The sequence below is a fragment of the Methylomonas albis genome (genome assembly GCF_014850955.1).
Taxonomy (GTDB): Bacteria; Pseudomonadota; Gammaproteobacteria; order Methylococcales; family Methylomonadaceae; genus Methylomonas; species Methylomonas albis.
The window spans coordinates 15976-34598 of sequence record NZ_JACXSS010000002.1 but is presented as its reverse complement, the minus strand read 5'-3'; the positions used below and the strand labels follow the sequence as shown (position 1 = coordinate 34598).

22 protein-coding genes are annotated in these 18623 nt (G+C 45.5%); 11 read left to right on the top strand and 11 right to left on the bottom strand.

Translation table 11 applies throughout. The annotated features are described in order from the left end of the window. The 7 genes from EBA_RS24450 to EBA_RS24420 form a co-directional block, all read left to right on the top strand. Positions 1 to 548 (top strand): tyrosine-type recombinase/integrase (locus EBA_RS24450; RefSeq protein WP_225616662.1); only part of this gene is annotated, 548 nt, incomplete at its 5' end. Between the two features lie 260 nt (positions 549 to 808). After that, positions 809 to 1372 carry a DUF262 domain-containing protein gene (locus EBA_RS24445; RefSeq protein ID WP_223146781.1) on the top strand — a complete coding sequence of 188 codons (564 nt, stop codon included), beginning with the start codon at positions 809 to 811 and terminating at the stop codon, positions 1370 to 1372. 133 nt (positions 1373 to 1505) lie between these two features. Further along, positions 1506 to 1889, top strand: a complete 384-nt coding sequence (locus tag EBA_RS24440) for a hypothetical protein (RefSeq protein ID WP_223146780.1) — start codon at positions 1506 to 1508, stop codon at positions 1887 to 1889. After that, complete coding sequence (locus EBA_RS24435) at positions 1882 to 3024, top strand: AAA family ATPase (RefSeq protein WP_192377429.1); 1143 nt, start codon at positions 1882 to 1884, stop codon at positions 3022 to 3024. The genes EBA_RS24440 and EBA_RS24435 overlap by 8 nt, the downstream gene beginning before the upstream one ends. After that, the gene (locus tag EBA_RS25015; protein ID WP_192377430.1) at positions 2961 to 3101 is read left to right on the top strand and encodes a DUF3696 domain-containing protein; all 141 of its coding nucleotides are present in this window, start codon (positions 2961 to 2963) and stop codon (positions 3099 to 3101) included. The genes EBA_RS24435 and EBA_RS25015 overlap by 64 nt, the downstream gene beginning before the upstream one ends. Positions 3102 to 3123: 22 nt before the next feature. Then, complete coding sequence (locus tag EBA_RS24425) at positions 3124 to 4026, top strand: hypothetical protein (RefSeq protein ID WP_192377404.1); 903 nt, start codon at positions 3124 to 3126, stop codon at positions 4024 to 4026. A 623-nt stretch (positions 4027 to 4649) separates the two neighbouring features. Further along, positions 4650 to 5495: a hypothetical protein gene (locus EBA_RS24420; RefSeq protein WP_192377428.1), complete on the top strand. Its 846-nt coding sequence runs from the start codon at positions 4650 to 4652 to the stop codon at positions 5493 to 5495. On the opposite strand, the gene EBA_RS24415 is transcribed toward EBA_RS24420, so the two are convergent. The 3 genes from EBA_RS24415 to EBA_RS24405 all read right to left on the bottom strand — a co-directional run bounded on the left by EBA_RS24415 (position 5490) and on the right by EBA_RS24405 (position 7295). Then, a complete protein-coding gene (locus EBA_RS24415) occupies positions 5490 to 6446 on the bottom strand; it encodes a site-specific integrase (protein WP_192377427.1) in 957 nt (318 codons plus the stop codon). The genes EBA_RS24420 and EBA_RS24415 overlap by 6 nt on opposite strands. 175 nt (positions 6447 to 6621) lie before the next feature. Continuing rightward, on the bottom strand, positions 6622 to 6954 hold the full coding sequence (locus tag EBA_RS24410; protein WP_192377400.1) for a helix-turn-helix domain-containing protein: 333 nt from the start codon (positions 6952 to 6954) through the stop codon (positions 6622 to 6624). After that, on the bottom strand, positions 6951 to 7295 hold the full coding sequence (locus EBA_RS24405) for a type II toxin-antitoxin system RelE/ParE family toxin (protein WP_192377426.1): 345 nt from the start codon (positions 7293 to 7295) through the stop codon (positions 6951 to 6953). The genes EBA_RS24410 and EBA_RS24405 overlap by 4 nt, the downstream gene beginning before the upstream one ends. A 194-nt stretch (positions 7296 to 7489) precedes the next feature. On the opposite strand from EBA_RS24405, the gene EBA_RS24400 reads away from it, so the two are divergent. Continuing rightward, complete coding sequence (locus tag EBA_RS24400; protein WP_192377425.1) at positions 7490 to 8479, top strand: GSU2403 family nucleotidyltransferase fold protein; 990 nt, start codon at positions 7490 to 7492, stop codon at positions 8477 to 8479. 106 nt (positions 8480 to 8585) lie between these two features. On the opposite strand, the gene EBA_RS24395 is transcribed toward EBA_RS24400, so the two are convergent. The 8 genes from EBA_RS24395 to EBA_RS24360 form a co-directional block, all read right to left on the bottom strand. Continuing rightward, entirely contained in the window at positions 8586 to 8885 is a 300-nt protein-coding gene (locus tag EBA_RS24395; protein ID WP_192377424.1) for a hypothetical protein, read from the bottom strand. Further along, a complete protein-coding gene (locus EBA_RS24390; RefSeq protein ID WP_192377423.1) occupies positions 8878 to 9525 on the bottom strand; it encodes an AAA family ATPase in 648 nt (215 codons plus the stop codon). Before EBA_RS24390 ends, EBA_RS24395 begins: the two co-directional genes overlap by 8 nt. A gap of 247 nt (positions 9526 to 9772) precedes the next feature. Next, on the bottom strand, positions 9773 to 10666 hold the full coding sequence (locus EBA_RS24385; RefSeq protein ID WP_192377422.1) for a RepB family plasmid replication initiator protein: 894 nt from the start codon (positions 10664 to 10666) through the stop codon (positions 9773 to 9775). A gap of 711 nt (positions 10667 to 11377) precedes the next feature. Next, entirely contained in the window at positions 11378 to 11563 is a 186-nt protein-coding gene (locus EBA_RS24380) for a hypothetical protein (protein ID WP_192377421.1), read from the bottom strand. Positions 11564 to 11614: 51 nt separating this feature from the next. Further along, a complete protein-coding gene (locus tag EBA_RS24375) occupies positions 11615 to 12559 on the bottom strand; it encodes a DNA-binding protein (protein ID WP_192377420.1) in 945 nt (314 codons plus the stop codon). A 321-nt stretch (positions 12560 to 12880) separates the two neighbouring features. Continuing rightward, positions 12881 to 13540 (bottom strand): histidine phosphatase family protein, encoded by a 660-nt coding sequence (locus tag EBA_RS24370; RefSeq protein WP_192377419.1) that lies wholly within the window; start codon positions 13538 to 13540, stop codon positions 12881 to 12883. Positions 13541 to 13611: 71 nt separating this feature from the next. Further along, entirely contained in the window at positions 13612 to 13962 is a 351-nt protein-coding gene (locus EBA_RS24365; RefSeq protein WP_192377418.1) for a hypothetical protein, read from the bottom strand. Between the two features lie 207 nt (positions 13963 to 14169). Continuing rightward, a complete protein-coding gene (locus EBA_RS24360) occupies positions 14170 to 14484 on the bottom strand; it encodes a COG3415 family protein (protein WP_192377417.1) in 315 nt (104 codons plus the stop codon). Positions 14485 to 14800: 316 nt separating this feature from the next. On the opposite strand from EBA_RS24360, the gene EBA_RS24355 reads away from it, so the two are divergent. From EBA_RS24355 to EBA_RS24345, 3 genes are all read left to right on the top strand, one after another. After that, positions 14801 to 15154 carry a plasmid mobilization protein gene (locus tag EBA_RS24355; protein ID WP_192377416.1) on the top strand — a complete coding sequence of 118 codons (354 nt, stop codon included), beginning with the start codon at positions 14801 to 14803 and terminating at the stop codon, positions 15152 to 15154. Continuing rightward, the gene (locus tag EBA_RS24350) at positions 15144 to 17693 is read left to right on the top strand and encodes an LPD7 domain-containing protein (RefSeq protein WP_192377415.1); all 2550 of its coding nucleotides are present in this window, start codon (positions 15144 to 15146) and stop codon (positions 17691 to 17693) included. Before EBA_RS24355 ends, EBA_RS24350 begins: the two co-directional genes overlap by 11 nt. Before the next feature lie 240 nt (positions 17694 to 17933). Then, positions 17934 to 18278, top strand: a complete 345-nt coding sequence (locus EBA_RS24345; protein ID WP_192377414.1) for a hypothetical protein — start codon at positions 17934 to 17936, stop codon at positions 18276 to 18278. Positions 18279 to 18623: the final 345 nt, after the last annotated feature.

Sequence of the window (18623 nt, the reverse complement as noted above, 5' to 3'; positions counted from 1 at the left end):
AACAAGAAAACCAAAGCAATCTGCACGCACCCTGGAACAAAGGCAAGTTAATTGGTCAGAAATTGCCACTAAAATTGAAGGAAATCTGGGCCATTCGCATACGTTTGCAGATGGCCAAAAATATCCGTGAAGTGGCTCTCTTCAATCTTGCCATTGATAGCAAGCTCCGGGGATGTGATCTGGTCAAACTTAAAGTTTGCGATGTTGCGCAAGGTGGTCGAGTGTCATCACGATCAATTGTAATGCAGCAGAAAACACATAGACCAGTTCAGTTTGAAATTACCGAGCAAACCAGAGACTCGTTGGCAAATTGGATCAGCCAGTCTCAACTGAAGACCGAAGAGTTTCTTTTTCCAAGTCGAATTCACGATTCGCCACACCTCTCTACGCGGCAATATGCTCGAATTGTTGAACACTGGGTAACATCTATTGGTCTTGATCCGGCAGCATATGGTACTCACACAATGCGCAGGACTAAAGCCACATTGATTTATCGTCGGACAAAAACTTGCGAGCCGTTCAACTACTGCTGGGTCATACCAAGCTAGAGAGCACAGTGAGATATCTCGGATAGAGGTCGATGATGCGTTAGAAATTTCGGAACAGACAGCAATTTAATGTTTAAATTCATGGCGGCGGTTACAATTTGCTTAACCGCCGTGCTTGCGAACGGAAAAAGATCTACCTATTCTTGATGACTACCCTAATCTGCCAATGACCGCAAATTGCTCTATCCAGCCTACGGCCCTACGCGCCCGAAATAACAAGTATAAGATGCACAACAAACATTAAAACAAACGTGAATAGAATGGCAATTGAAGATACAGAAGAAATCGAAGGTCTAAGTAAAGACGAAGATGCCTCTTTGGGTGATTACCCCATCGACACCTTATTGATCAGAAATGAAACCCGAACTATCCATGATGTAACACGCCGAATTGATAAAGGCTTCTTTATTATGGCTCCCGATTTTCAGCGTGATTTTGTTTGGGAGGAAGATAAACAAAGCAAGCTAATTGAATCGGTATTAATGCGTATTCCCTTGCCAGTGTTTTATTTAGGGGAAGACAATGATGGAAAAATGATTGTCGTTGATGGTTTACAGCGATTAACAACTTTTAAACGTTTTCTTGATAATGATTTTCGTCTGAAACTGCCAAAGCAGCCAGAATTGAATAAAAAACTGTTCAAAGAACTTTCATCTAAACTGCAAAACCGCATTGAAGACTGTAATTTAATTCTTTATGTCATTGATGCTAAGGTACCAGAGCGAGCTAGACTAGATATTTTTGAACGTGTCAACAGTGGTGAACCACTGACCAGACAACAAATGCGAAATTGTTTATATAGCGGCAAGCAACTCAGTTTTTAAAAAAAGAATCAGAAACAGATCTTTTTAAAAAAGTCACAGCAAATAGTTTAAAACCTAAAACAATGCGTGATAGAGAATGTGTCAATCGATTTTGTGCTTTTTTTTATTGCCACTTGATAGTTATAGAGGTGATATGGATGAATGGCTAGCTGAGTCCTTAAGAACAATGAATCAATTGGATGAAACACAATTAATAACGCTTTCCAGAACATTCCAAAACGCACTAAAAAACAATTTCATATTATTTCAGGAACAAGCATTTCGCAAGCACAGCCCCATACAAAGCAGGCGTGGTGTTTTAAATATTTCACTTTGGGATGTAATGACTACAGGACTAGCTAATTACTCTGAAGAAGAAATTAACGATCATGCTCCTGAAATTAGAGATCATTTTTATGAATTACTAAGCGATGAAGATTTTACTAGCTCTATTACTTTGGGTACTAATAGCGCACGTAATGTAACATTTCGTTTCAAAAAAATACGCGAAATGGTTCAGGAGATATTTCATGCTTAATCGTATTTATCTTAAGTTTTTTAAATGTTTTGAAGAATTACCTTTACCTTTAGCTCCACTCACACTCTTATCTGGTACTAACGCATCGGGTAAATCATCTGTGTTACAGGCTTTGGTGTTGTTGCATCAAACAATGCGGGAGCATGAATGGTCAACGCGCTTAATGCTTAATGGAAAATCAATTAAATTAGGCACTGTACTGGATGTTGTCAATGAATCACAAGGCGGAAAAAGTTTTGAAATTGGTTTAACGTATAAAGATATTTCATATTCTTGGGTATTCACTGGAGAGCGCAACGAGTTATCTATGGATGTTGAAATAATTTGTATTACTAATAATACCACGGGCACTAAAAATCTAATTGACTATCCCAAACTTAAAAAAGATCATCCAGATAATCATTCTGATTATTTACAAAAGCTTTTACCAACTTACTTCACATTAGCCAGTCATGATTTTAATATGCCTTTCTCAAGTGGAGAACGTAAAGATGGGTTTGTAACTGATATACATCAACCTTTAACAACAGGCTTTACTTATATTACAGCCGAACGTATTGGGCCACGCGAAATATACGCACTTGAGGACAAACAAATAGCTTATGCCGTAGGACCCATGGGCGAATATGCAATGAGTCTATTTTACTCAAAACGTGATGAACCTATTTTAGATGGCTTAATTCTTAAATCAGAAAGCCGAAATACCTTGTTTCATCAAGTTACTGCACGAATGCAACATTTTTTTCCAAATTGTTTATTAGCGGTAGAAAAAGTACAAAATGTCAATGCAGTTACATTGAGATTGAAAACGTCAAATGAAACAGAGTTTCACCGCCCTATTAATGTTGGATTTGGTTTAACACAAGTATTGCCAATTGTGATTGCTGGACTATCCGCTCAAAAAGAAGATATATTGTTAATTGAAAACCCTGAAGTGCATTTGCATCCTGCCGGGCAAGCGCTTATGGGAATGTTTTTAGCTGAAATAGCCAGCGCTGGCGTACAAGTTATTCTTGAAACCCATAGTGATCATGTTCTTAACGGTATTCGCCGCCTGGTGAAGATGGGGGGATTTTACCTGAACATATTGCCTTACATTTCTTTAACCCACGTTCTGCTGACGCACCGCAAATAATAAGCCCACAAATTAATACCCATGGTGACCTTAGTTGTTGGCCTGATGGTTTTTTGACCAATTTGACAAAGATATGAATTATTTTGCAGGATGGAATTAATGGAGCTTGTTCTCAATGAATTGTCTTTACATGGGCAGTTTACCTGTGTAGCTGATTTTGAAAGCGCTGTAGATAATATTATGAATATAAAACAGCTCAAGCCAGAATTGCATTGTCATCGCAATTTAAGAGATGGCACAGTTTTAGTTACACACGACTTATCGTTACAACAATCTGTCAATCAATTCAAGCTCGAGAAGAAAAGGGCATTTATGTCATGGATAACTACAAAAGGCCCTTTTTGGGAAGAAAGCCGACAGCATAGTCCTGATGATTGGTTAGAATCACAAAATGATATCGTAACAGACACTGGATTGGGTGAAGTAGCTTATCGCCGTTTTAAAGGAAGTAATTATCAAACGTTCAGTTTTGAAGGTTCTAAATGGGATATTGACTCAATTAATGTTGATTGGCACTGCAATGGTCAGGTTAAATCTATCGATGTTATTAACCACTGGAAAATCAAAGAAAGATTGATTGCCGACTTATTAAATGATTATCAGCCTGACAAATCAAATCTACCTACTTTGAACAAACCTCTTCCTAATTTAAAATTATCTAATGAATTTGTTGATTTAGCTAAGTTTAGAGCGGATTTGAATAGCCATTCCCATGAGGGCAAACTGGCCCTTATTCAATCTATAGCCGACAGGATAGCAAAACTTAATGGTTATAAATTTAATCCAAACTTATCCACCTCAAACCAAATAAAAAGCAAAAGTTATCGAAAAATTTACGAATCTATTTGCGAAAATGGAAAAAAAATTTATCTTTCAGTAGACTTTGAAAAGGGGGCGTTTGAGTTATGCAACCACGAAGGCGAACACCAAGGTGAAATTAAATTTGATGGCGAAAAGTCGGGCATAGCACAGTTGAATCACAATATATTCATAAATCTATAAAGATTGTAAAGTAGCCCGAGTATGCAACGCATACCTTTTTAATGCGTTCACGCCACTCTCTGGTCTTCATTTGATACGCGTAACCAACCCTACATTGGATTTAATCATTGGCAGCAATGCTGCCAGTTTTCAGGGGCGTAGGAACTGAACAACCTGAAACGCATCGTTCGCGATTGGTGCGGTTCGTAAACTCACCACACCCTACGCCTGCTTTTGGCTGGACATTTGCCATTGGCACTTTCGTTTCGTCTGGCGGGTTTTGGCCGGGTCGAGCCAAAGAGAACGCAAGGTTGCTTGCCGAAAAGCGGCCATTCACTGAACTTAGGGATGGAAAATTTCGTCAGCATCCTCAGTGGCCGCAATTTCTGGCCGATTGCGACAATTCGCCATTTCCAGGAGCCGACATTCACTACTGGTGGATTCGTATCGGAACTGGTTGCTGGTTTGTAGTGGAATATGCAAAATAGGGTTATTCAGTGTGACAAATTTTCTGGGGTTCCGGCTACAACCTCAAAAAGGTTTTCCAGGGTACAAGGCTATAATCATACGCTGAATCCTCTCTTGACCAATGACATTGCAAAGGACTACGCGATGATAAAATCAGCTTGCAACCCTCAGCCATCATGCCATTAAACCTAGAATATCTTGGCATAGTCGCGCGTATTGATGCCCGAATACAGCAACTCGACGCGCTTGGTCTGAGCGAATTCGAAATAAAGACTGAGATGGCCGATTTGATAGCCGACTTCCATACCGTGTTGAGCCAGGCAACCCCTCGAGAGAATGAGGCTTTATGCGCGGAGTTTGCCGGATTCCAACGGTTTGCCAAAATCATGCAGACGCTTGCAACACCCATGGCGATCGATAGTCAGGAGGTTTCCGGCGGACTACCCAGCGAACGAGTGGATAAAGTGGCCGCAGCGATTAATCAGCGCGTCCTGCAACTCGAAGCTCAGGGCATTGATGGCGCTGAATTATTGAAACAAATGGTCGGGCATATTTTAAATTTCCAATGGCTATGGACGACGGTATCCGACGCCAAGCTAGCCCAACTTTGCCACCAATACCCAGGGCTATACCGGTACGGCCAACAGATGGAGAAAGCAGCGGCAATCGAAAACCAAAAGAAAAAAGACGCTCTTAGCCACCTGCCGGTATTACCCGATGTATTAAAAGAAATGATCGTTTACCTGCTGACTGAAGGCGGCATGATCGAAAGCCGGCTTCAAATGATTCTGGACGAAAGAAGACTGCGCGAATCATCCAGCGAGTTGACATTAATAAATGACTACTTTGAGCATTGGATGGAGGGTTATAAAGGCCTGGAAAAAGGACTGCGCGCCGCCCAGGTACCCGAAGAAACTCATGGAATAGTCATGAAGATCTTTGAGCCGATGGCTCTACGTATCATCCATCTACACAACAAGGTATTTGAAAATCGAATAAGTCAGTCGCCGAACCGCTCATAGCAAATCCGCCCCCGCGTGATCCTTAAACAGATTGGCCGAGCGCACATACCCGGCCAGCACGTCGGTGGAGCGGTGGCGGCTGACTTCCGCCAGCTTGAAGATCGAGGCCCCGGCTTCGGCGGCGCTGGTGACGAATCCGGCCCGCAAGCTGTGGGCGGCGAAGTCGGCGGCATTGAGGCCGACTGCGCCGGCATAGCGTTTCACTACATTCGCCACGCTCTTATCGGATAGGGCGGCTCCGCCGACCCGGCTCCCCTTCCCCACCGCCCTGAACACCGCCCCTTCACGGACGCCGGCCACGGCCAGCCAATTTGTCAGCGCTGTCACCGGGCAGAACAGCAGGCTGCCGTGGGGAATGGCGATCACCTGCCCTGCCCCTTCCTGGTCGGTCTTGGATTGTCGAATCGTCACCCGCAGCCCATCGACCACGAACGCCAGGTCGGCGACCGTTAACGCCACCAGCTCCGCGCGGCGGAAGGCGCCGGCAAAGCCCAGTAGCAACAGCGCCCGGTCGCGTTTCCCCGTCAGCGTAGGGGGACAGTGGCGCACCATTTCCTTGACGATGTCGGCGGTGGCGGCTTTCTTCTTGATGGGGGCGATGCCTTTCGCCCGACGGATGCCTTTCAAGGCCGCCGTCACGCCTTTATGCGCGGTCGGTGTCGCGTGGCCTTGGGCCTCATGGGCGCACTTGATGGCGGCGAGCCGCCGGTTCAGCGTCGAGGCAGCCACACCGGCCTGCGCTTGGCTGGCCAGGAACAGCACGACGGATTCCGGCTTGGCCGGCAACGCTGTTTGCGCGTTAGCCACGCACCAGGTCTTGAAAATCTTGAAATCGCTGGCGTAGGCTTTGCGGGTGGCGAAGCTTAAACTCTGGTCGATGTAGTGCTGGGCAGCTTCGGCCAGTTCGCGTCGCTCCAGGTCGGTGTTTTTGGCGGGAATCAGGGCGGTCATTTTCGGCGGTTTTTGGTTCCGGGAATCAGCGTTATCGGAACTAAAAGCATAGCAGGAAAAGCTAGGTGGTGGCAGTAGTAGTAGAAAAAGCAACTGTTCCTACTATTCCGCAGAAACAGCAACTACTAAGGCAACTTTACTGGCACCGGCACCAGTTTTTTCAACCTGCCAGCACTCAAAAGATCGGGCTATGCAGACTAGTGACGTTCTGCTGGCGAGAGCGCACAGTGATTTGCACATCAACATCCTTATCAAGTCGGTTGAGAATGGTCATCAAGCGGTCAATGGTGAAACGGTCAAGTTTCACTTGTCTGATGCGTGAGAAATCAGCAGCAGCAATGGCGGTTAACTCTGATGCTTTGCGAACGCTCAAAGAGCGATCATCAAGAACACCAATAATTTCAGCCGCAAGTGTTGCTTTCAGATGTTCTACATCTGCATTTGCATGGGCAAAATCAGCAAAGAGATTGCCGCTACCACGGACGATTTCTAAGGGTTCATCGGTCATTTAAGAGCCTCCTTTAAGCGTTTTAGCCGTTCATGCACCAAGTCAATTTCATGTTTTGGTGTTTTGATGCCTTGGGTTGATTTTTTCTGAAAGGCATGAAGAACCCAAATCTCTTCGCCTATCTGCACGGCATAGACAACGCGGAACGCATCCCCTCTGTGCCGCAAAACAATTTCCATGATACCGCCCTCAAATCCCTTGAGGGGTTTTACACAATCGGCCATTTGCCCTTCGGCGGCCACTGTGAGCGCCCGCAAACCTTGTGTTTGCACAGACTCAGGGAATCCTTCGAAGTCTTTTTTAGCCGCTTTAATCCATGAAACGGGTCTTGTTTTCTTCATTTCTTCAGCCTGATTTATCAGTTTTGAGTGTAGTCATATTTGACAACACTCGCAAGCTATATTTTATTCCACCTCCGGCGACGGCAAGCTGTCCGGCACTGTTGGACTTCAAATCCATCACTAGCTGTTAAGTTTATGTTTTTTTTATTGTTTCATGTAAAATCGTAAAATATTGGTTTTTTACATGAAAAAACATGAAATTCATAGACATAGACTCTAATTCAAATAAAATTAAGATTAATGCCATTCAGTGTTATGAGTCTTGGAAAGACACTATGAATAAATGGCGTCCTTACAAGGGAAGTATGATGTGGCGTAACATCTCAGGCATTGATTACTTGATACACCAGACCGCAAAAATACAAAAAAGCCTTGGCGCCCGATCTGAAGAAACAGAATCTATCTATAGAAATTTTCAAGAAAGAAAATCCGAGCTTTCTGAGCGGATTAAAACGCTTAAAATCAATCAAGAAAAGCATGCAAGAATGTGCAAGGCGGTCAATGCAAACAGAGTTCCACGCATGGTTGCAGATATTTCAAGACGATTATCTGACTTTCCAGTATTGGCCAATAAAACACTCATTGTTGGAACTAGCGCCTTATATGCTTATGAGGCGGCGGCAGCGGTGTATTTTGAGCCTGATATGGTAGCAACCGATGATGTTGATGTTTTGTGGGATACCAGAAAAAAAATAAGCATCGCATCAGCAGAGCCAAAAGGCTTTATTGGACTACTTAAATCAGTTGACAAGTCTTTTGAGGTAATGGACAGCAATAAATACAGAGCATCCAATAAAGATGGCTTTATTGTTGACCTTATTCAACCCGCTAACAAGAATGTTATGTTTAGCGACTATTCTTCAATGTCAGATTTTCCTGAAGACTTAGTGGCTGTAGAGATAAAGGGATTAGCGTGGTTGGTTTCGTGTCCAAAATTTACAGCCACCGGCATAGATGATCAAGGCTTTCCTGTCGATATTACTGCGCCTGATCCAAGAGCTTTTGCCATGCATAAGAATTGGCTTTCAACCAGAGGTGATAGAAATCCGGATAAGAAAAAACGAGATTTAGAGCAGTCTATAGCCGTTTTTAAGCTGGTTAGCGACAAGCTATCATTTCTTGATTTTAGTGACGATGCACTTAGAGCTATGCCGTTAGAGATAAGAAAATCTATAAAGATGTAAAGAAGCTTACACTTTGCAGCCGCTCATAAGTCTATGGGGCTTTGGTTTAAACTCGCTCAAAGTAAAATATATTATTCTATATGATATGATACCATTTAGTATCATATTACTTTGTTAGCTCTTCAATTTTTGCGTCGATAGCCTCATGCAGAATGGCTAGACAAAATTTCTGCATGCTGTCTGGCGTGTGCTCGGCAATGTATTTCAGCTTCAACAGATAAGGTTCCGACAACCTGATATTGAATGGTTTGATGACATCTTCCCTTACCTTGTCGTCTTCCCAAGGATAGGCCAGCTGCTTAGTCGATGCCGGCTTCTTGCTCGTCGTCCTCTGTTCTGCTCCGCCCAGAAAGGCATCCAAGTCGGTTTTTGATTTTGACGGTAATCTGCTTTTTAATTCACTCATTGCCAAACACCTCTTGATATAACATTTCCATTTCTTCCACAGCCTTTAGGTCTTTCGGTTTTAGTTCGATCACCGCCAAACCGTCTTTTGCTGCTTTCCGATAAGCAATGCGATCTCGAATAGTGACATCGGCAAGATCGAGATTAGCGAAATCGGCAAGCAATTTGCCAGTTTCATCCGATTCATGAACAGAAGGGTTGGTAGATGAACGGCTGATAATTACCCTCGCCTGAATATCTGGGTTGAACGCTTTCGCGGTTTCGACCAATTCATCCATTTGATTGAGAGTCCAGATGTCAAACTGGCTTGGTTGGATTGGGATATAAGCCCTTTGAGCGACAACTAGAGCAGACCGTAACTCAACAGAGTCACGACCACCGGCATCGATGATAATATCTTGATAGCGGTGTTCGAGGTCTTTGACTTCTGCTGGTAGACCTTTACCGAATTTCTGAACACAAGCCACTCTTGGTAGCACTTTTTCTTCATCACGACTTTGCACCCAATAGTTGGCGCTACCTTGCGGATCAGTGTCGATCAGTAAAACATCCCGTCCAGCCAAGGCCCGCATCGCGGCAAGATTGGTGGCCAGTGTAGTTTTGCCGGTACCGCCCTTCTCCCCACCAATCAGAATAATCATATTAGTTCATCCTATGTCACTTCATATATGATTATATAATATCATACCATTTCATATTTTATGGTTTTTGTTAGCGTAGTTGTATGAGGGGAGATTTAAACAAGCAATACAAAAGCTCCCATAGGTTTAAAGGAATCCACTACCGGCAAAGAACTAATAGGTATGATATTATGTGGAATAATATCATACCATATTTCAAAGGCTCTTCTTCTAAACTCCTTGCAAATACAAAGGACTGAGCCATTGTTTATCGCAATTTCTTTTTAGCCTCGGCCAGACTATTTTTGCGCTGAAGCGCCTGATCAAATGTTTCGCCGGGCTTGGCAATTTCCGATAATGATGTACCTGTCAATCGTGCAATTACAGTTGCTCTTGTTTCACCTGGCCGAGCTTGACGGTTTATTTCTTCCTCTGAAAGATGCTTTTTTTCCAAAGACTGGGGCTTATCTTTTAAGCCAAACTGAAATTGGAAATGCGTTATTGTTCTTCCTGATTTGCGCTGGCCGTACTTCACCCATATGTTTGAATGTTGATTGATTTCTTCAACAGCCGGATCAATGACTCGTTTTTTTAGATCAACGACCCTGTCGTATTTCTCGTCTACCTGGAACTGGCGCTTTAACCATTCAACTTCAATTTCTCTCTCACCAGCAGAATTCCATTGCACTAACAACTCATATAGGCGGATAGAATAAACGCTTTCAAAACGAGCAACGTGTTTAAGCTTGTACTTAGTGAATTCACGCGACAATTGCGATAAATAGGGAATGATGCCAAGCGAAAAACTGAGAACCAGCTTGCCCTCGCCAGGTACATAATCAATAGCACTGATCCAACGAGTTTTTCTCTGCGTAATTTGTGGATTTTCAAGGTCGGGATCGTCAATCACGACACTGCGCTCATAAAGCTTTTCTGCGGCTTTTTTAAGATCTCTATAGGCGTTTGAAAGATTATCCAATCCAACTAAATCCGCCACTCCAGAAGCAGTTACCTCAAATCGATAATTCTCGGTTAACACTGCTTTAGAGTCGATTTGTGCAATACAAGCCAATAAAACCCGTTGCTCGGCTAAAGTCAGCATATAGCTAGCTTCTACAACCTTATTGGATTTTACAACTGTAAGATAGGACGACTGTTCCAAAATTATATGACGACATTAAACAAATGATGTCTCACTATACGCCGCTTCAAAAATAGCGACAAGGAAAAGTTAATGTCGTTATATAACGATCAATCTGTCGTCATATGTTACAGACAATGAATGCAATTATTGGGTTATAGCGCACTTAAAACAAAGAAAAGCCACGGACAATCAATCTGTCGTCATATACGATCAATCCGTCCACCTGTAACGATCAATCTGTCGTTGTATAACGATCAATCTGTCGTCATATTAAGATCAATCCGTCGTTATATGTCCTCTGTAACCATTGCCATTCATAGGTTGAGGCACTCCTAAAAAACAATAAAAGATAAAAAATGAAAAAATAGCACCGACAATCAATTTGTCGTCATATCTTGCAGGGTAAAACCAAAGCTTATCAGGTCAAACAGGTACTGTTAGCCATCGACAAGTTAAAGGGGGAAGACAATGAACATGTCGGTCTCTATGTCGAACTACCTTCCTTGTCTTGGTTGGCCACTACGGCAGAGGAAGCCATTCCAGAACCGCTATCAAAAAAAACTACAACGGTGAATTTAGAGCACAGGGCAGGGCATTAGTGTTGGCCTGAATCGCTTAGTCAGTGCTAAGTTAGCCGGGTAACATTTGAAAAAACCAGAAGATGTATCGCAATTCAATGCACGGAAACTAGAAAAATCAGCAAATTACCGTAATTGCCATCCTTGGCAATTATACCAGATAAACAGTCGATTTACCTTTTTTGAATATTTTTAGTAAGCCATCAATCCCGATCACATAACAGCCCAGCAAGACCACACCGTTCAACAAGGCTTTTTGTTTTACGCCAGGAGAGAATAGGGCAGGGCGGTTCAATGAAATCCATGCTCGATCAATGATTCCATAACCGTCAGCCATGGGAAACCACCGAATACAAGTAAACGGCGGGATTTAAGAGCTAAGAGATTTTTAGCTAGGTGTCGATTTCTTTGCGCCAGTGGTTTTTGCCGGCTGATGGCTGCTAAGGGCCTGTATGAGTTCGGCGGCTTGGGCTTTCGTGGCCTCCAGTTGTCCGCGTAATTGAGCGGCTTCCTCGCGGGCCGTGGCGGCTTGTTTGTGTGCGTTGTCTCTATCGGCCTCGATCTTCGTTAAGCGTTCGGTAACACGGTGAGTTTCTTCAGCGGTGCGCTTGCGCTGTTCTTGATGGGTTTCTTCGGCGGCGGCGGCTTGGGCTTTTACCGTCGCCAGATCTGCGCGACCCTGGTCGCGTTCAGCGGTTAACGATTGAACTGATTTTTTCTGCTCAGCTAGTTCCGTCCGGATTCTTTCAAATTCAATCGCGTGTTGTTCATTAGCCGTCTTAGCAGTTTGTTCAGTTAACGCCAGGCGTTCTCGCAATTGCGCCAGTTCTACGGCTTGTTGTTGACTAATGGCCTGAGTTTCGGCCAGGCGCTTTTCAAATACTTCCGATTCGGCTCTAACTTCATTCAGTTTGGCTTCCAAATCATCGACCGTGCTGGAGGCATCGGCTAATTCACGTTCAGCCTGTTCCCGCTGATCGCCGGCGGCTCTAACCACTTCCGCAACCCGGCGCTCTGCCGCTTTTACGGCCTTGTCGTTTAACTCAACGGCCAGCATGGAAAGGCGTTCGGTGAGTGTTTTAGTGACAATGGCCACTTCCTCGGCCACCTCGATAGGCAATTCAGCCACCGGTTCCGCTCGGGTTACAGACTGGCTGGATAGATACTCATCCCAGACTTGTTTAAGCCGGCTTGGATTACCGCCGCCGACCTTCTGGCGTAAAGCAAAACCGGTGATATTGCGGCCAGCATCACGCAGCTCTTGACCGGCCTGGATGATGGCTTCCGGCGCAAATTCGGCAGGGCGTCCCGTTTGTATCGTGGTGGTTTGCATGAGGATTTCTCCTTTGAGGTGATGGTTTAAGTATAGCAGAAATAAAATAATAAACAAACTAAATAGTTAACAAATAAACGAACAAAGTAATAAACAAATAAACTAACAAACAAACAAACTTATTATCTAATTGCTCCTATCGCGTGCCAAATGACCTTCATTTGTGAATCTCACGAGATTGGCCGACTTTGCGTTTTTATTGCTTAAGATGGGGATTTGTATGGCTAGACTGGATAAATCGCCGCCACGGGCTTGAAATGGCGTTTTTTGAACCGAAAAGGCCAAAGCAGTGGACTGCTTAAGGCGGGGATGGGTGATGGACTAAAAAAGTATGGCCGGCATTGCTTCTGAAACCTTACTTAGGGTGGCTTCATCGGCTTGCACTCGCCACCGGCCAGGCGTAAAGGATTCCAGACGGTATACCGCGGTATTGGGCATTGGGAAGCCCGACCGGAACCGGCGAAAGGCTTTCATGCCTTGATGATGTCTGGCGTTAAACCCCAATAGCTTCCAGGTTAGCAAGGCGAACCAAATGCCATGCCCGAACAGCACGGTTTTATCCGGTAGGCTATCCAATTCCGGAATAAATGCCGTGACCCGTTGTTCAAATTCATGGAAGGTGTCAGCTTGTTCACCCATGCGTTGTTCCGGATCGGCGGCTTGCCAATAGGCTTCGGCAATCGGTCGGCGTTGTGCGCCAACCATACCTTGAATCAAGGCCGGATCAAGACATGAGAACTCGTTTAATGCCGAATGGATCACCGGCTGCATCGATACCTTGTTACAAAAGGGTAGGGCGGTTTGATGAGTTCTCAGGAATTCCGAAACCACAATCCTGCCGGGTTGCAGATCGAGGGCGGTGGCCAGTGCCTGAGCTTGGGTTTTACCCAACTCGGACAAAGGAATGGCATCGTGGGCCATCGTCACACCACCGGCATTAGCGATGCTTTCACCATGGCGAATAAAGATAATATTTTTCACTTAAATTTTTTCGCTATTTAATTTTAATTACGATTTTTAAATAAACCCAAAACCAGGTTGACCCTTAGCCATTAAAGCCAGTCCTCTTTTTTGGGTGATGGATCAAAAAAGAAGCCTTTAGGTTTCTCTTGAATGGGGCTTGGTTCGGTTTTAATGTTTTTTTCTGGTGTTAACGGTTTTAACCTTTGTTGAGTGTTTTTACCGATTTCCTTTTTAATCCTTTTATAGGAACCAATAAAGGTTAAAAACTTAATATCAATCCCGGCTTTTTCCGTCAGGGCGGCATGAATATCGGCCAAGGTCACCCCCTGTTTCATGGTTTCCTCGATATGAGGCATCAGCTCTCTGACGATACCGATCTTCGAACGCTTGCCGGTATTTTCGGCCAATTCCTTAAGTGCCTTGATAGCTTCATTGTTCATGGTATCGCCTCAATAGATCGTTTATGACTCTTGGATGAGTCTGTTTTATATCATAACTCTATCTACATGGTATCTATAGCGTATCTTAACGAATCCTTAGAACATCTAAAGCGTGTCGTTTTTGTATCCTTTATGTGTTTTTTCCTTCAAACAACCGTGCTACATCGATCGTCATTTCTCTATACAGAATTGTTTGAATCTTTAGCATTAGTATAAATCTTCCTTATTGGGTATCGGATTGTAGTTAAATCCTTTAAATTCAAGCGGTTTTTCAGGGTTTGGTTGGGTTTTAATCTCTTTTTCCGGCGCTTTTGGTTTTTGTTTGACAGTCTCACGGCGTTTTATAAAGTCATGAATCGTTTGCCGTGAAACCGTTATATCCATTTGCGCTAAAAATCCGCGAATCTGTTCCAATGAATACCCCTGTTCCTGCAAATCCCGTATCTCGTCCAAATAGGGATCGAGAACCGAGTTGCGGTTTTTAGGTTGGCTGGCCGCGGCCAGGCGGAGCAATTCTGACATGTCACCTCCTTTCCTATGACAGCTTAATTTAAGTCTATTCGCCGTAATCGTCAATCTATTGACATCATATTTAAGGCTGTTGTCAGTCTTATTTCATGGCTGCGTTAGCCTTATGTCAGCTCTTGTCAGCATAAATAACATGCCTTGTCAGTGTGTTGCTTAAGGTTTTACCCTGTGCTACCCTTTAGCCATTGCCAATATTAAACAATCAGGCACGTTGCGCATGTCATACGCCTATCGGCTTTGACCTGCGACCGTGCCAAGGGCGCTGCCCTTGAACCCAACACCGGGCCGCTATCGCGGAGGAAAAACCATCATGACCGACCAGCCGCGCAGCCTCTCCAAACGCCTCAACTTCCGGATCGACGAAGCCACCTATTCAGCCTTCGAAGCCAAAGTCAGCGCCGCCAACCTCACCCGTTCCGAATTTTTCCGCGATATTATTTTAAACAACAAAACCCAAGTCATCGCCCGCAAAATAACCACCGACCATACTAAACAAGCCTTATTCCTGATTAATAAAACCAGCAATAACATTAACCAACTCGCCAAAGCCGCCAACACCGCCCAGCAGTCCGGAAAAATAACCGACCAGTTATATCTCTCCGTCCTAGAATCACTCGACCAACAAAACCAATTACTCCAAGCGTTTTTAGACCATGTTAATTAGAATATCCGGCGGCGAGTCCGGCATTAAGGATTATTTAGAAGACGGTCAAAAACAAGGCCGCGATTACTCGCGCGAAGAATTAGACGAGCGCGTTATTCTGGATGGTGATTTAAAACTAACCGACGCCATCATCCACAAAATGAATAACGACGGCGACAAATACCTACACATCACCCTAGCCTTCAAAGAAGACGAAATCAGCCGCGATAGCTTGCAAGCCATCACCCAGGACTTCAAGGCATTTGCCTTCAGCGCTTTTCAGGATGACGAATACAGCTTTTACGCCGAAGCCCATTTGCCACGCATCAAAAGCTACACCCACGCCAAAACCGGCGAAGTAGTGGAACGCAAACCGCATATCCATATCGTCATCCCCAAATACAACCTGCTGTCAGGCGAAAGCCTTAATCCGTTCGGCCTGGTCGAACGTCAGGTCAAATACCTGGAAGCCATCCAGGAAACCCTTAACAATCGCTACGGCCTCGCCAGCCCCAAGGACAACCGTCGTGCCTTATTCACCGACGATTCGGAAATGCTCAGCCGCTATAAGGGCGATACCTTCAAAGGTGGTAACAAGGTCTTTAAAAGCGCACTGCTGACCGAGCTACTGGAACGGCAGATAACCGACTACGACGACTTCAAAACCCTGCTGGCCGAACAGGGCGAGGTTAAAATCCGGAACGAAGGCAAGGACAACGAATATCTTTGGATAAAACCCCATGCCGGCGGAGACGGCAAAGGCATTAATCTACGGGATGCCGCCTTCAGCCGTGACTTCATCGAGCTGTCGCATGTACAAAAAATGCAGCAATTAGCGACCGAATCGCGCTATGAAACCACCACCCCGCCCAGAGACAACCAAGCGCAATACGACCAGGCCTTACAAGAATGGCACAAGCAACGGGCCAAGGAAATTAAATACGTCTACCTCGGCAAACGAAGCCAGTACGATGCCTACAAACAAGCCACGGTCGAAGAAAAGGCCAAGTTGTTGATCGACCGCGAACAGCGCTTTTATCAAAAACACCTTCCGGAGCCTATTGAGGAAGATCGCCTAACAGACACGAATACAGATCATCTTGAAACCACAGACCTTAAACCGGCTACTCAGCTTGACCCTGGCCCCAAAACCAGCGTCACCGGGCAACTGCTGCACGACCATAAGGCTGAAATCGAACGGGTAGCCAGCAACCAGGAATTTGCCATCATCAAGCAAAATCTGGAGGCAAAACGCTTACTGGCCAGGCTCTCGCACTCGCATGGCGTTAATCCGGACAAATACCCAATCAGCAAAGGCCAGGACGGCGGCGATAGAATCCAGGCCGGAACCCGGAAACTCAACGTCTCCGATTTTTTAACCAAAGAGCTGAATCTGGATTACCGAACCGCTGGCCAGATTTTGCGGGAAGTCTACCAAGAGCAGACAGGCCAGGTTTTAGAGACGACACCACGGCAACAAGCCCGCGCCGATTTATGGAAAACTTACCAGGCTGAACGGCAAACCGGCGCCGCGATCCGGAAAGCCGAGCGCCAGGCGCAAGCTCAACAGCGCAAAGAAAAGCAAAAAGCCAACAACCAGGCGATCAAAACTGCTAATCAACGCAAACTGGAAGGAATACGGGGCAATCGCAACCTAAGCCCTGCCGAACGTAAAGCCGCCACCAGTATCGCCAAAATGGAACGCATCCAGGCCGAAACCGCCATACGCGAACAAGCCCAAAGTGAACGCGAGCGACTGGCCGCTATTCAGTCCGACGAATATCGTAACGGCTACCGGAACTGGTTAGCCGCCCGTGCACAAAGCGGCGATGAAACCGCGTTGGCGGAACTGCGGAAAATGCAGGCTAAAGCCAAGGCCGGAACCGATGTACAGGAGATCCATTCCGGAATCGAAGCTAAACCGCAAAACCCCGTCATTCCAGACACAGAACCACTACTGAAAACCTATCAATTGTCCTACCAAGTCCACCACGACGGCACAGTCACCTATCGACGCGGCGATACCGACGTGGTTCGCGACGAAGGGCGGTTTGTGAAAGTGCTGCACACCGAGGACGAGACCATCGAAACCGGTTTACGGCTGGCCCAGGCCAAATTTGGAAAAAAACTGACAGTACGCGGCAGCGACGCCTTCAGGGCCAGCGTTGCGCGGGTCGCCGCTGAGAAAGGTTTATGGGTTGAATTTACCGATCCGCAGCTGAATCAACTGATGGCGGCACGAAAAGCTGAATTGCAACAGGCAAGGGAAAAAACACAAACGGTCGAACCGGCGCAGCCAGAAACACCAATCGCCAAGTCGCCGAGTCTATTCAGCAGTCTTGCGCCCAATACCGAGCTTGGACGTTACACTGGCCCGATAGTGGGCGTCGATAAGCGTTATGTTTTTCAGGCGCACGGCAAGGACATTATCCGGCATGAGCGAAGCCTGTTTAGCACTGTGCCGGCACAAGGCGACAAAATCCGAATTAGTTACAGTCGAGGGAAGATGAAAGCAGAACCGGTGCAGGGTAAGGATAACAGGAGGTCGAGAGGTCAGTGAATACAGCATTGCAAAATTGCATGCCACTTGCACCCATGAGACCACATGAATTGCACACTAATTGAAGGTACCAAAAGCGGCCACAGACAATGAGTAGAATGACGGTTGGGTGAATCTCCCGCACGACGTTCGACAACCAGATTCTGGTTATCGATAAAACGGGCGTTACAACTCAGCCGGTTCTGACTGGCAAAGTCGAATCAGTAGCCGATTTACCAATATTATTGGAGGGCATCAGAAATGATCGTCAACAAATTCAATCAACATCCGATAAACCAACAATCCAAGAGAATACTCAAACAGAACCTAATACCATTCAATCCGGAAACGGAATTAGTGGCGCTGGTGCTGGTGAGGGAGGCGTTAGAACTAAACCTATTGGAAACGGGACCAATTCAAGAGCCCCTTCTACTGATAGCAAAACTAGCGGCACGGCCTCAGTTAGCGATGGCACTAATGACGGAATCGGAGCCGGGGGTGGAGTTCGAGTTAGACCTGTCGGAGACATTGGAGTTGGCGGCAGCGGAGATACTGGAGGAAATAGTGACATCATTGAAGGCGACAATGCCACAAGCGTTGGAGTAGGAGCCAAGGAAGATCGATTGACTGAGTTTACTGATCCGTCTTCGCCAATTAGAGGGTAGGCCGGGATTCATGTAAAAACCTCAAGAAGAGCTGTTTTTGGTCGGAATACGCACATGCGTATTCCAATGAAATCCGCCACCGATTCCGATTTCAAAACAACCAGGCATTCCAATCGAAACCCGCCAGTGGCGCCGACCGGCCAGTTTGCGACATTCAAAAATTTCGGGGTGTGACAGCCATAAACCAGAAAGCAGTCATTTAAAGTTGGCCGATAACTTCAAGCCGGATTCCGCAAAGCGCCTTCCAGGGCAGCTTGCTGCTGGGTTTCGACAGTCCTATGCCAAT

Coding starts and splice junctions, on each gene's coding strand:
- EBA_RS24440 (WP_223146780.1), top strand. CDS start 1,506: ATGGATGAATGGCTAGCTGAGTCCTTAAGAACAATGAATCAATTGGAT.
- EBA_RS24380 (WP_192377421.1), bottom strand. CDS start 11,563: ATGGCTGACGGTTATGGAATCATTGATCGAGCATGGATTTCATTGAAC.
- EBA_RS24365 (WP_192377418.1), bottom strand. CDS start 13,962: ATGAACAATGAAGCTATCAAGGCACTTAAGGAATTGGCCGAAAATACC.
- EBA_RS24445 (WP_223146781.1), top strand. CDS start 809: ATGGCAATTGAAGATACAGAAGAAATCGAAGGTCTAAGTAAAGACGAA.
- EBA_RS24345 (WP_192377414.1), top strand. CDS start 17,934: ATGATCGTCAACAAATTCAATCAACATCCGATAAACCAACAATCCAAG.
- EBA_RS24420 (WP_192377428.1), top strand. CDS start 4,650: ATGCCATTAAACCTAGAATATCTTGGCATAGTCGCGCGTATTGATGCC.
- EBA_RS24435 (WP_192377429.1), top strand. CDS start 1,882: ATGCTTAATCGTATTTATCTTAAGTTTTTTAAATGTTTTGAAGAATTA.
- EBA_RS24395 (WP_192377424.1), bottom strand. CDS start 8,885: ATGAGTGAATTAAAAAGCAGATTACCGTCAAAATCAAAAACCGACTTG.
- EBA_RS24425 (WP_192377404.1), top strand. CDS start 3,124: ATGGAGCTTGTTCTCAATGAATTGTCTTTACATGGGCAGTTTACCTGT.
- EBA_RS24375 (WP_192377420.1), bottom strand. CDS start 12,559: ATGCAAACCACCACGATACAAACGGGACGCCCTGCCGAATTTGCGCCG.
- EBA_RS24400 (WP_192377425.1), top strand. CDS start 7,490: ATGAAATTCATAGACATAGACTCTAATTCAAATAAAATTAAGATTAAT.
- EBA_RS24350 (WP_192377415.1), top strand. CDS start 15,144: ATGTTAATTAGAATATCCGGCGGCGAGTCCGGCATTAAGGATTATTTA.
- EBA_RS24355 (WP_192377416.1), top strand. CDS start 14,801: ATGACCGACCAGCCGCGCAGCCTCTCCAAACGCCTCAACTTCCGGATC.
- EBA_RS24415 (WP_192377427.1), bottom strand. CDS start 6,446: ATGACCGCCCTGATTCCCGCCAAAAACACCGACCTGGAGCGACGCGAA.
- EBA_RS24405 (WP_192377426.1), bottom strand. CDS start 7,295: ATGAAGAAAACAAGACCCGTTTCATGGATTAAAGCGGCTAAAAAAGAC.
- EBA_RS24360 (WP_192377417.1), bottom strand. CDS start 14,484: ATGTCAGAATTGCTCCGCCTGGCCGCGGCCAGCCAACCTAAAAACCGC.
- EBA_RS24410 (WP_192377400.1), bottom strand. CDS start 6,954: ATGACCGATGAACCCTTAGAAATCGTCCGTGGTAGCGGCAATCTCTTT.
- EBA_RS24390 (WP_192377423.1), bottom strand. CDS start 9,525: ATGATTATTCTGATTGGTGGGGAGAAGGGCGGTACCGGCAAAACTACA.